General features: G+C 56.8%; 11 protein-coding genes. 5 read left to right on the top strand and 6 right to left on the bottom strand.

The features are described 5' to 3' along the window. The first annotated feature begins 299 nt into the window (after positions 1–299). Genes ghrA through ACSZO1_RS19245 form a run of 3 tightly spaced genes read left to right on the top strand, consistent with a single transcriptional unit; the run spans position 300 to position 2,577 of the window. Entirely contained in the window at positions 300–1,241 is a 942-nt protein-coding gene (gene ghrA / locus ACSZO1_RS19255; protein ID WP_437615512.1) for a glyoxylate/hydroxypyruvate reductase GhrA, read from the top strand. 19 nt (positions 1,242–1,260) lie between these two features. Then, on the top strand, positions 1,261–2,001 hold the full coding sequence (locus tag ACSZO1_RS19250; protein WP_437615510.1) for a phosphatase: 741 nt from the start codon (positions 1,261–1,263) through the stop codon (positions 1,999–2,001). 30 nt (positions 2,002–2,031) lie between these two features. After that, positions 2,032–2,577, top strand: coding sequence for a TorD/DmsD family molecular chaperone (locus tag ACSZO1_RS19245; RefSeq protein WP_437615508.1), 546 nt, complete (start codon positions 2,032–2,034; stop codon positions 2,575–2,577). A 260-nt stretch (positions 2,578–2,837) separates the two neighbouring features. Here ACSZO1_RS19245 and ACSZO1_RS19240 read toward each other — a convergent pair whose 3' ends face one another. The 5 genes from ACSZO1_RS19240 to ACSZO1_RS19220 form a co-directional block, all read right to left on the bottom strand. Beyond that, positions 2,838–4,148 carry an MFS transporter gene (locus ACSZO1_RS19240; protein WP_437615506.1) on the bottom strand — a complete coding sequence of 437 codons (1,311 nt, stop codon included), beginning with the start codon at positions 4,146–4,148 and terminating at the stop codon, positions 2,838–2,840. Beyond that, on the bottom strand, positions 4,148–4,636 hold the full coding sequence (locus ACSZO1_RS19235; protein ID WP_437615504.1) for a YhcH/YjgK/YiaL family protein: 489 nt from the start codon (positions 4,634–4,636) through the stop codon (positions 4,148–4,150). The genes ACSZO1_RS19240 and ACSZO1_RS19235 overlap by 1 nt, the downstream gene beginning before the upstream one ends. A gap of 79 nt (positions 4,637–4,715) precedes the next feature. Then, positions 4,716–5,639 (bottom strand): dihydrodipicolinate synthase family protein, encoded by a 924-nt coding sequence (locus tag ACSZO1_RS19230; RefSeq protein WP_437615502.1) that lies wholly within the window; start codon positions 5,637–5,639, stop codon positions 4,716–4,718. A gap of 51 nt (positions 5,640–5,690) precedes the next feature. Next, positions 5,691–6,905 (bottom strand): ribokinase, encoded by a 1,215-nt coding sequence (gene rbsK, locus ACSZO1_RS19225; RefSeq protein ID WP_437615500.1) that lies wholly within the window; start codon positions 6,903–6,905, stop codon positions 5,691–5,693. A 308-nt stretch (positions 6,906–7,213) separates the two neighbouring features. Beyond that, complete coding sequence (locus ACSZO1_RS19220; protein ID WP_437615498.1) at positions 7,214–8,107, bottom strand: DMT family transporter; 894 nt, start codon at positions 8,105–8,107, stop codon at positions 7,214–7,216. A 224-nt stretch (positions 8,108–8,331) separates the two neighbouring features. Between ACSZO1_RS19220 and ACSZO1_RS19215 the strand changes: the two genes are divergently transcribed. Beyond that, positions 8,332–9,042: a glutamine amidotransferase gene (locus ACSZO1_RS19215; protein ID WP_437615496.1), complete on the top strand. Its 711-nt coding sequence runs from the start codon at positions 8,332–8,334 to the stop codon at positions 9,040–9,042. A gap of 159 nt (positions 9,043–9,201) precedes the next feature. Further along, the gene (exaC, locus tag ACSZO1_RS19210) at positions 9,202–10,722 is read left to right on the top strand and encodes an acetaldehyde dehydrogenase ExaC (RefSeq protein ID WP_437615494.1); all 1,521 of its coding nucleotides are present in this window, start codon (positions 9,202–9,204) and stop codon (positions 10,720–10,722) included. Between the two features lie 272 nt (positions 10,723–10,994). Here the strand turns inward: exaC and ACSZO1_RS19205 are convergent, their stop codons facing one another. After that, positions 10,995–12,299, bottom strand: coding sequence for an MFS transporter (locus ACSZO1_RS19205; protein ID WP_437615492.1), 1,305 nt, complete (start codon positions 12,297–12,299; stop codon positions 10,995–10,997). Positions 12,300–12,607 lie beyond the last annotated feature (308 nt).

Raw genomic sequence — 12,607 nt, 5'->3', positions numbered from 1 at the left:
CGAACCCTTGATACGTTGCCGTATACACACTTTCCAGGCGTGCTCCTTCAGCCTCTCGGACACCTCACCATATTGTTGTCGCTAAGCAGCTTACCGACGGGCGCTAATGTAGGGATTTCCCCGCGTGCCGTCAATCATCTTTCACCATTCGCGCGCTCAACCAGACAGTTTTGCAGCAGGTTGCTGGCAAATTCACCGTAAAACCTCAGTCCGCGCAAGCCATTAGCGCGAAATATCGCTTGCCACCCGCGCCATTTTCTCCGAGCCTAAAGAAAACCGAGAAAAAAACAGGAGATGCAGTGGATATTATTTTCTATCACCCGACCTTTAATGTCAGTGACTGGAGCCAGGGATTACAACAGCGTTTGCCACAGGTTAACTTACGTCAGTGGCAGCCCGGCGATAATGCGCCAGCCGATTATGCGCTGGTGTGGAATCCGCCAACCGAAATGCTGCAGGGACGCGATACGCTGAAAGGCGTTTTTGCTCTCGGCGCCGGTGTCGACAGTATCCTTTCCCGCCTGAAACAATACCCTGATTTATTACCCGCTGGCGTGCCGCTGTTCCGTCTTGAAGATACCGGCATGGCGCTGCAGATGCAGGAGTATGCCGTCCATACTGTACTGGGCTGGTTCCGCCGTTTCGATGATTACCGCCATCAGCAGCAACAGGCTCTGTGGCAGCCGCTGGAGAACTATCGTCGCGAAGATTTCACCATCGGATTGCTCGGTGCGGGCGTACTGGGTGGCAGCGTGGCGAGCAGCCTTGCCGCCTGGGGCTTCCCGGTCAGCTGCTGGAGCCGCTCCGCGAAGCAGATTGACGGCGTCACCAGCTATCATGGCGCCGATCAACTGGCACCGTTCCTCGCCAGTACGCAGGTGCTAATCAACCTGCTGCCGAACACGCCGCAGACCGTCGGCATGATTAACCGCCAGCTGTTACAGCAGCTGAAACCCGGCGCCTTTGTCATCAACCTGGCGCGCGGCGCGCATCTGATTGAAGACGATTTGCTGGCAGCACTTGATGCCGGTGAAATCAAAGCTGCGGCACTGGATGTGTTCGCCCGCGAGCCGCTGAGCGAGGACAGCCCGCTGTGGTCGCATCCGCGTGTCACAATTACGCCGCATAATGCTGCGGTGACGCTGCCGGAAGAAGCCATGAACTATATTGCTAAATCCATCGCACAACGCGAAGCAGGTGAAATGCCGCCAGGGCGGGTTGATATCGCACGCGGTTACTGAATCTCAGAGAGGAGAGCACATGCAATACCCGGTTGATCTTCACATGCATACCATCGCCAGCACGCATGCTTACAGTACGCTGCATGACTATATCGCGCAGGCGAACAAAATCGGCATTCAGTTGCTGGCGATTACCGATCACGGCCCGGAAATGGCGGATGCGCCGCACCCGTGGCATTTTATCAACCGCAAAGTGTGGCCGCGCGTGATCGACGGTGTGGCGGTGCTGCGCGGTATTGAAGCCAATATCAAAAATATCGCCGGTGAGATCGACTGTACGGGGCCGCTGCTGGAATCGATGGATTTGGTGATCGCCGGTTTCCATGAACCGGTCTGGGGACCGCAGGATCAGGCCACGCATACTGAAGCGATGATTGCCACCATTGCCAGCGGCAATGTGCATATTATTTCGCATCCGGGTAATCCAAAATATCCGATCGATATCCGCGCGGTGGCGGAAGCCGCGGCGAAACATAATGTGGCGCTGGAGCTGAATAACTCCTCGTTTACCACCTCGCGCGTCGGCAGTGCGCCGAACTGCGTGAAGGTGGCCGAAGCGGTGCGGGATGCGGGCGGCTGGCTGTCATTCGGCTCGGATTCGCATATCTCCTTTACGCTGGGCAACTTCGAACACTGCCTGCGTACCGTGCAGGAGGTGGCTTTTCCTGAAGATCGCGTGTTAAATGTCACGCCGCGTCGCCTGCTGGATTTCCTTGAAGCGCGCGGTGGTAAGCCTATCCGTGATTTTGACTATTTGTGACCCTGTCACGTTTGAACTGGACTGATATTAATGAATGAGTTTTCCATCATCTGCCGCATCCTTGGCTCGCTGTTTAACCGCCAGCCACAGGACCCGCTGCTGGTGCCGCTGTTTACGCTGCTGCGTGAAGGCAAGCTGCAACAACAGTGGCCGCTGGAGCAGGATGAGCTGTTAACCCGGCTGCAGAACAACAGCGACCCGCAACTGCTGGCTGCGGATTACAATGCGCTGTTCGTCGGCAGCGAATGCAGTGTGCCGCCGTATGGCTCACAGTGGGAAAACGGCCCACAGGAAGCGGATGTGCGTGCTTTCCTGCAGCAGCGCGGGATGCCGTTAAGCGATGCGCCTGCGGATCATTTTGGTCTGCTGCTGCTGGCAGCTTCATGGCTGGAAGATCAGTCGCAGGAAGACGAGTCTGCCGCGCAGATTGCGCTGTTTGATGACTATCTGCTGCCGTGGTGTGGTCAGTTCCTCGGGAAAGTGGAAGCGCATGCCACCACGCCGTTCTATCGCACGCTGGCGTTGCTGAGCCGCGAAGCGTTGCAGGCGATGCGCGACGAGCTGGACGAAGAGTAAAAGATACGGGCGGCTAATGCTGCCCGTGTTAAAGATTGCTGGCATCGTGCCGGAAAAATATGCAGCAACGTCTGGGCGCAGGGCACGCGGTCAGCGGAGGAAAGCGTCCCGCGCCATGGACGGCGCGGGACGAGCCATCAGGGATGACGCGTTTTGCGTCTTTCAGAAGCTGACTGCGTGCCCTGAGCAGGTTCTGAACAAAAAGCGATGCAGTATCTGATTCCGTCCTTTTTCTGCAAACCGATGGCCTTAGCCGCGCGTTAGTTGATCACTTTCATCGGCTTCCTGACAAAGAAGCCATAGCTAATCGCTCCCAGCATCAGTAACGCCGCACCGAGCAGGAACACGTTGGTAAATTTGCCCGTCATATCCAGAATCACCCCGGTGACAATCGGTGCCATCGCCGCCCCAAGGAAACCACCAAAGTTCTGAATGGCCCCCAGTGATGCCACCTGTTCTTTCGGCGCGATATCGGTCGCCAGCGTCCAGATTGCCCCCTGTGGCATCTGTGAACAGAAGTAACCCAGCGACAGCAGGGTAATCGCCAGTGGTGTACTGCTGACAAACGGGATTGGTGCCACAAAGCAGGCCGCCATCGCTGCACCCAGCACAATCGGGATCTTACGTGCGCTGATGGCTTTCATGCCGCGACGGACCAGACGATCCGACAGCATGCCACCGACCAGCACGCCAAAAATACCGGCGAGGAACGGGATAGAGGCGATCCAGCCTGTCGCTTTCAGGCTGAAGCCGAGCGATTTTTCCAGATAACCTGGCAGCCAGGTGAGATACACCCAAATGGTGAACATAATCGAGAAGTTACCCAGCACCATAAACCAGGTGGTTTTCTGCTTAAACAGTGCGCCCCAGCTGGTCTGCGCCTTGCTGTCATCACTGTCCGCCACGGTACGCTGCCCGGCATGAATCAGCGCATCTTCACGCGCATCCGGGTCGCGGTAGAACTTCAGCCACGCCAGAATCAGTGGCAGGCCCATCAGACCAATGGCAATAAACATCCCGCGCCAGCCAAAGCTGAGCAGCAGCACGGTGAGGATCGGTGGCGCGATAGCGTTCGCAATCTGTGAACCGGTGTTGATGATAGCGGTCGGCAGGCCACGCTCTTTATCCCCAAACCAGCGGTGGGTGATCTTAATCCCGGAGGTAAAGAACGGGGATTCAGAGACGCCGAGCAGCATGCGCAGGCCATAGAAGAACGAATAGCTGTTCACAAACGCGGCCAGCACGGTAAAGCTGGACCACAATCCCAGCGCCCACGAGAACATGCGCTTCGGACCAAATTTATCCACCAGCCAGCCGGCAGGCAGGTTGGCCAGCGCATACGGCCACAGGAAAGCGGACAACAGCAGGCCCATTTCGGTCTGCGAGAAACCAAACTCCGCCGCAATGGTGGTATTGGCGATACTGAGGTTAGCGCGGTCGAGATAGTTGACCACCGCCGCAATCAGCAGCAGCAGGACAATACCCCAGCGCAGGCGCGATAACGGCGAGGCGTGGACAGCAGAAGCCGCAGAGAGTTTATCCGTGGTCAGAGCAGAGTGCGCGTTTTTCATTATGGATTCTCGCAGGTGAACAGGCTGAGGTGAATTTTGATCACGGCTTTACGAATGGCGCTGACGCCATCGCTCTGACAGCACGGGCGATGTACATCATGCGGGAAGAACACGGCAAACATGCCCGGTTCCAGCGCAATCATCGATTCGTTGTGGGTGTGCTGATAGAACACGATATCGTGCTGCGCCGCGCGATCTTCGACGACCTGGTGATCCGCTGTGGCGCGGGCGACACCGATGGCCTCTTTGCCCTGCAGCAGATACTGAATATCGACATAGCTGAAATGCGATTCGGCGCGCATGTCGCTGGCGGGCACCGTCTCCATCTCCTGCAACAGACAGAACATCTTGTTATCCGGCAAAATGTCATATTTCCCGGTGGCTAAGGTGCTGAAATCGGTACGGCTAATCCAGCTGATAGCCTGGTCGATGACCGGATGAAAGGCGTGTTTTTCCCTCGCCCAGTCCAGGCGATTGCAAATGATCATAGTGGTATCCCCGTATAATTATCGTTAGCGGGTTTTCAGGTACAGCGGATGGCGCGAGCTGCGCCACCCGGACACAGGACTAGCCCGCGATTTTCCTGTTCCACAGCGTGGTGCCCTGATGGATTTGATCCAGCATCACGCTGAGGCCCCAGAATTTTTCCAGCACGTCATCTTTGTTTACGCGGCAGAACTCGCTGCCAAAGGTGCCGAGGCGCTGGTGGTAGATTTTGGCGTTCTTCGGATAACCCAGGGTTTCCGTGACGGCGCTGAGTGACAGAAACAGCGACAGCTCATGCGCCAGTTCCGGCTGTTGCGCACCTTTGTGATACAGCCAGTGATACAGCTCAGGATGGAAGTTGGTAAACACGCCGCTGAAGCCTTTCGAACCGGCCTGCATCGCCGGCCAGGCAATGGCGGCGTTGGCGTTGATCACATTCAGCGGCGTACCGGACGCCAGCTGTACGCGTTTTTTCACCGTTGGCAGATCGCAACTGACGTCTTTCAGCACCACAAAGCGACCGCTGCTGGCGCAGAAGCTGAACTCTTCGTCACTCAGCAGGCGGCGATACGGCGCCGGGCACTCGTACAGACCCAGCGGCAGAGCGGCGGGCAGGGCGTCCAGCAGTTGGTTCAGGGTGTGGAAGAACACCTCGCTACCTTCGTTTTTCGGGTCGAGATGGTTAGTGACCAGCACCAGCGCATCGATGCCGGTCTCCGCCATGGCGGTCAGTTCAGCAATTTGCTGGTCGATGGCGTCGCTGATATGGCCGGATGCGATCACCGGCACACGGCCAGCGACCTGCTGCACGACAAACTGCGCCAGTTCCACACGTTCCTGCAGGCTGAGGAACTGCATTTCGCTGGACTGGCAGACGGCGAACAGCGCATCGACACCCTGTTGCAGATACCAGTCAATCAGACGCGCCATACCGGGATAATCGATCTGATTATCCGCGTTAAACGGCGTCAGCATGACCGGCACAATACCTTCAATCTGTTTCATTGTTCTCTCCTGGTGGCAGTCACACACTGCCGGGATGGTTAAAAGGGGTTATCAGCGTTGCGCCAGCCTGACCGCGACCTGCTGCTGCTGGGGCATATTCGATGCCCCTTCACGCTCGACCGCCAGCGAGGCAAAGGCGGCGGCATAGGTCGCCGCCTGGGCGATGGTATCGCCCGCAGCGATAGCGGCGGCAAACGCGCCATTAAAGGCGTCGCCCGCACCGGTGGTATCAACACTCAGCGCCGGGAAGGCGGGAATATGCTGGAACTGCTGGTTGTCATAGATCAGCGCACCGCGCGAACCCATAGTAATAATCACCCGCCGTGCACCCTGACGGACAATCGCCTGTGCCGCTTCGCGTGCGCTGGCGAGATCGGTCACTTCGATGCCGGACAACAGCGAAGCTTCGGTTTCATTCGGCGTCACCACATCGACATAGTGCAGGCAGGAGAGAATGTCGCTGGAGAACGGCGCCGGGTTCATAATCACCTGCACCCCCATCGCCTGCGCCAGCTTCATCGCATTCAGCGTGGCGGAGAAGTTATTCTCCAGCTGCAACAGCAGCACATCCGCCGTTGCCAGCTCGTGCGTCAGCTCCGCCACTTCATCGTCGGTGATGGTCTGGTTCGCGCCGGAGTAGATGGCGATCATGTTCTCGCCATTCTGTTGTGAGACATAAATAATCGCGTTGCCGGTGGGTTCGGCATCGGTCTGATACAGCCGGAACGAGTGAATATCGGAACCGGACAGATGATCAAACGCGAACTGGCTGAACTGGTCGGTGCCGACTTTGGAAACAAAGTGCACACGTGCGCCGGCGCGGCTGGCGGCCATCGCCTGGTTCGCGCCTTTACCGCCCGGGCCGAGCGTGCTGCCCAGCGCCAGCAGCGATTCGCCACCTTTGGGAAAGCGCGCCACTTTTGCCACGATATCGACGTTAAACGAACCGAGAATGCAGACTTTGCCTTTCATCTTGCGTGTTTTTTCCCGTTGATACGGCTGTTTATGACGCTGACTTTCCAGACGTTTCAGCAATACCGCGAAGTTGCCGCCGGTCTCTTTGATCAGCCTGGACTGCAGATTACGTCGCACGATAATTGCGCCACCGTGGCAGCGCTGCACCAGACCCTGGCGCGCCAGCGCGCTTAAGTCACTGCGAATAGTCTCTTTGGTGACGTTAAAGGTGCTGGCAAGCCAGGCCACGCTGGCGCGTTCAACATCTTCAAGGTAATCAATGATTTTTTCGCGTCGCTCTTCAAGAAACATAGTCACCTCAGCTAATGAATAAGAGCCTAAGGGAGGCCATAGGGACCAGAAAGTGACAGCGATCATACGCAGCGGTGAAAAACGGAAGGAAACAAAAATGAAACCAAATCAGGGAAAATGTCAGACAGATCACAAATTTAGCGAGAAGGGGAAGGGGGATAAGATTCCCTCCCCATAAAATGGGGGAGGTCAGGGAGGGGAAACAGCAGACGCGGAGTTGCTTGCTCCCCCATCCCAGCCTTCCCCACTAAAGCGGGGGAAGGGGTATTGATTCCCTCCCCCATAAAATGGGGGAAGAGGCATAAGACTCAGGGTATTTTACGCCGTGTAATGCGCGGGAAGCGGGCATGCATGCGCAGATTACGCAGATTGATCACCGAAATTGCGGTGCCGAGAATCACCAGCAACGCGCCGCTGACCTTAAACAGGTTCATGCTGTCGCCCAGCACCAGCACCCCCATGATCACCGCCAGCACCGGCGTCAGCAGCGAGTACGGCATCAGCAGGTTGACGTTGTATTTCTTCAGCAGGCTGTACCACACCGAGTAGGCGATAATCGACGAGGCAATCGCACTGTAGAGGATTGCGAACCAGCCGCGCCAGCTGGCATTCAGCAGTAATTCAACCTGGTTGCTTTCGGTCAGCCACGACGCAGCACCGACTATCGGGATGGCGAGAAACGAGATCCACGCTGTCAGGGTTAATGGCTTAATCGGCGGCGATTTCTTCACAATCAGATTACTGATCGCCCAGCCCGCCGCACTGCTTAACAGCAGACACAACACCCACCAGCTCGGAATGGTCGGGCTGCCGGTCAGCGCCACCACGCCGGAGAAGGAGATAGCGATACCGACTATCTGTACCAGCTTCAGCTTATCTTTCAGGATCAGCATTGCCAGCAGCATCGCCATGGGCGTGCCCAGCTGCACCACCACCGCGGCAGTTCCGGCATCGGTAAATTTCATACCGACAAACAGCAGCGAAAAGTGCATAAATCCAAAGGTAAAGGCCAGCGGGATCAGGAAACGCAGCTGATCGCGTGTGATGCGGCAAAACGGGATCAGCACAATTGCCACCACAACAAAACGCATAAAAATCATCATCAGCGGCGGGATATCGTGCAATCCCCACTTCACTGCGACGTTATTAAATGCCCAGACGGAAACCACCATTAAAACCAGAAAAAAATGACGCAATGCCACGACGCAGTCCTTAACTGTTGCGTTGTTTACCCACCTGCTAATGATGACATGAAACAGCGTTTTAAGCTGCGGGCAGAGCAGTTATTTTTTTCCGTAAGTCTGCATAACGTCCGCTGAAAAAGGTATGAGACGTCAGCCGCAGGAAATGCCAAACTGTGCCAGCGCAAACTGAGACAATCAGCAGGCGCAGTACCGGCGTTAACTGACAAGGATTCGGATTTAGCATGTCATCTTTAGCAATAGCTCCTTTAGCGATTATTCAGCTGGAAGTGCCGCCTGCGGCGGTCAGCCAGCAGGTGGGCGAGCAGGCGCAGTGGTTTATCCAGGCGCTGCAGTTACAGCCCGGTGAGTATCTGGTGGTGCGGCCACATCTTGGTGAGCCGTTGCCTGATTATCAGCAGGTGTCGGCGGCGATACTCAGTGGTTCATGGGCGATGGTCACCGACCATGCCGACTGGAGCGAGCGCACTGCCGCCTGGGTGCGCGGGGCGATTGACGCACAGCTGCCGTTGCTCGGTGTCTGCTACGGGCATCAGCTGATGTCGTATGCCCTCGGCGGTCAGGTGGCCGATAACCCACGTGGCTGGGAGCGCGGTCTGAAGGCGCTGGACAATCTGGCGGCGGATGACGCGTTACTCGCGGCACTTCCTGCACAGTTCGATGCCTGGCTGTCGCATCGCCAGTCGGTGTTGCAGCCACCTGCAGGCGCGCGGGTGCTGGCGCGTTCGGCCGTCGATGATTGTCAGATTATCCGCTACACCCCGGCGGCGCTGTCAGTGCAGTTCCACCCGGAGTTTGATGCGGAGATTATGACTGCCTGTCTGCCCGCAGAAGTGGTGGATGATGGTCGCCGGGTGCAGGGCACTGACTGGGCGCGTACCCTGCTGGAGCGTTTCTGGTATGACGCACGTCAGCAGCAGGTGAAAGCCGGTTAAGCAACGGGCCGGGCTGATCCCGGCCTTTCATCACGGAGTTTTCAGACGACATCACAGTTTCTGCCGTTGCGATCTGACATCTCGCGTTTCGTCTGCCAGCGTTAATGGTGTGTTATTCGATTGTTAATAACAACCAACAATAGAGGCAGGAGAAACACCATGCGCTACGCCTATCCTGGTTTTAAAGACTCCCTGATTTCCCTCCAGTCGCGCTACGGCAACTATATTAACGGCGAGTTTGTTGCCCCGGTAAAAGGGGAGTATTTCACCAATACCTCGCCGGTGAATGGTTCGGTGATTGGGGAATTTCCCCGCTCCGGGCTGGAAGATGTTGATAATGCGATTAATGCCGCCCATGCCGCTGCGGATGCCTGGGGGAAAACCTCGGTACAGACACGTTCCCTGACATTACTGAAAATTGCCGACCGGCTGGAAGCGCATCTCGAACGTATTGCGGTGAATGAAACATGGGACAACGGCAAGCCTGTGCGCGAGACGCAGGCGGCGGATTTACCGCTGGCGGTAGATCACTTCCGTTATTTCGCCGGTTGTCTGCGCGCGCAGGAAGGAACCGCAGCCGAGATTGATGAACATACCGCTGCTTACCATTTCCATGAGCCGCTGGGCGTGGTCGGGCAGATTATTCCGTGGAACTTCCCGCTGCTGATGGCGGCCTGGAAACTTGCTCCGGCGCTGGCGGCGGGCAACTGTGTGGTGCTGAAACCCGCAGAGCAGACGCCGCTGACCATTACGTTGTTTGCTGAGTTGATCGGTGATCTGTTGCCTGCCGGCGTGCTGAATGTGGTGCATGGTTTTGGCCGTGAAGCCGGGGAAGCGCTGGCATCACATCCACGTATCGCCAAGGTGGCCTTTACCGGGTCCACCGCCACGGGCGGCCATATTCTGCAGCTGGCAGCGAAGAATCTGATCCCTTCCACCGTTGAACTGGGCGGCAAATCACCGAATATCTTCTTTGAAGATATTATGCAGGCTGAGCCATCGTTTATCGAAAAAGCCGCCGAAGGCGTGGTGCTGGGCTTCCTTAATCAGGGCGAAGTCTGTACCTGTCCGTCACGTGCGCTGGTGCAGGAGTCGATCTACGAGCCGTTTATGGCCGCGGTGATGCAGCGGGTGAAAACCATTAAGCGTGGTGACCCGATGGACAGCGAGACGATGGTAGGCGCACAGGCGTCGCAGCAGCAGTTCGATAAGATCCTCTCGTATCTGGAGATTGCGCAGAAAGAGGGGGCCGAGGTGCTGACTGGCGGAGGAATCGAGAAGCTGGAGGGCGATCTCAACTCTGGTTATTACATTCAGCCCACGCTGCTGAAGGGCAATAACAGTATGCGCGTGTTCCAGGAAGAGATCTTTGGCCCGGTGGTGGGGATTACCACCTTTAAGGATGAGGCGGAGGCGATCGCCATTGCCAACGACTCGATTTATGGTCTGGGCGCCGGTGTCTGGACGCGGGATATTAACCGTGCTTACCGGGTGGGCCGGGCTATAAAAGCCGGGCGGGTGTGGACCAACTGCTATCACCTCTATCCGGCGCATGCGGCGTTTGGCGGCTATAAGAAATCGGGGATTGGCCGTGAGACGCATAAGATGATGCTGGACCATTATCAGCAGACTAAAAACCTGCTGGTGAGTTACAGCGTGCAGCCGCTTGGTTTCTTCTGAAACGCGGGATAAACAGGGGAAGGGGGGCAGTGGGGGAGGTCTGGGGAGGGGGAACTGACGACTCTGCACTTTAAGGGAGAAGGGAGCCGTTTAAAAGCGACATCCAGAGTTAAAGCGCGGGGAAATCCGGGCCGAAGAGGAAAGCGTCCCGCGCCAGGGATGGTGCGGGCCGAGCGGTCATGGATGACGAATAGCGACTTTCCGATCGGCCCGGATTTCCCCCGTGCAGTCACTGTCATTCACAGCGACTGGTTAAACTACAGCCGATATCTTTACCTGTTCACCAGCTTCGGCGGCAACGCCACCACCAGCAAACTGCTCAGCAGCAGGCACACCGCAAAGAACCACAGTGCACCACTACTGCTGCCGGTAATATCCAGCGCCAGCCCCATCACCGAGTTACTGACCAGCCCGGCGATATTCGCCAGCGAACAGGCGAGAGCAAATCCGGTCGCCGCCGCCGTGCCCTGCAGGAACGTGGCGGGCAGGCTGAAGAACACCGGCACTGCACCAATAATTGCCGCCTGAGCGACCGAAAACAGCGCGACGGTGGCCAGCAGATGACCGGAATACTGTGTACTGGCCGCCATCGCCGCTGCACCAATGATAAATGGCACAATAATATGCCAGCGTCGTTCGCGCATCCGGTCAGAACTGGCACTGATCAGCAGCATACCGAACAGTGCGGCAACACTGGGAATGGCAGTCAGCAGGCCGATATCGGTCACATTGCTGACACCCGCATTGCGGATAAAGGTCGGCAGCCAGAAGCCCATCGCATAAGCGCTAAGCAGAATCGAGAAATCGATACCGCCCAGCATCCACACTTTCAGATTGAAAAAACCGTCGCGGAAACGGTGTTTCGTCTCACCGGATTCGGTTTTGTCGGCCCACAGCTGCTCGCTGATGACATCTTTTTCGTCATCACTCAGCCAGCGCGCCTGCTGCACGCTTTCCGGCAGCGCCCAGACCGCCAGGATACCGAGCAGCACACTGGGTGCGCCTTCCAGCAGGAACATCCACTGCCAGCCGTGTAAACCCAGGTGCTGATCAAAATGGCTGATAATCCAGCCAGACAGCGGTGCGCCGACAATGCTGGAGAGCGGCAGACCAATCATAAACAGGGAAATCATGCGTCCGCGCCGCCAGGACGGATACCAGCGCGTCAGGTAAAACAGCACGCCAGGCAGGAAGCCAGCTTCGGCGACGCCGAGCAGAAAGCGCAGGACATAGAACTGAAACGGCGTGGTGACCAGCATGGTGGCAGCGGACAGCAATCCCCAGCTAATCATGATGCGGGCAATCCATAAGCGTGCGCCGACCCGTTGCAGAATCAGGTTGCTGGGGACTTCAAACAGGATGTAACCGACAAAAAACAACCCGGCGCCAAGGCCAAATGCGGCCTCGCTCAGTTCCAGCTGGCTGGCCATTTGCAGCTTCGCCAGCCCGACATTAATACGGTCGAGATAGGCCGCCAGGTAGCACAGGCAGAGGAACGGGATCAGTTTCCAGGTGATTTTACGGTAAATAGCATCGACCCCCGCCACAGCGGCAGGTGGGGTGAATTCAGCAGTCATTTTTTTCTCCCGGCGAAAACGTTCACACTGCACTGGCAGCTGCAAAAGAGGGTCTGCCGGACAGAAGTGGAATATTGTTGTCGTTATCTGCGGACATGATAGCCAATATTCTGAAAAAAAACTGCTGCGTTTATTGTCATTCCGCGAATATGTTATTTTCTGCCAGTTGCCGTGAGAAAAGGAGCATTCGTGAAACGTGCACTGTCATTTCCCTCGCTATTAATATGGTTACTCGCGAATTCAGATAATAAGTGCAACGCTCGGACATGATTGTGGAGAGTGTAGGAGGAAGGGTTAACTACCGATAA

The organism is Erwinia sp. V71 (assembly GCF_965644245.1).
Taxonomy (GTDB): Bacteria; Pseudomonadota; Gammaproteobacteria; order Enterobacterales; family Enterobacteriaceae; genus Erwinia.
Note: the sequence above shows the minus strand (reverse complement) of the source record. Positions and strands in the feature narration are given on the sequence as shown.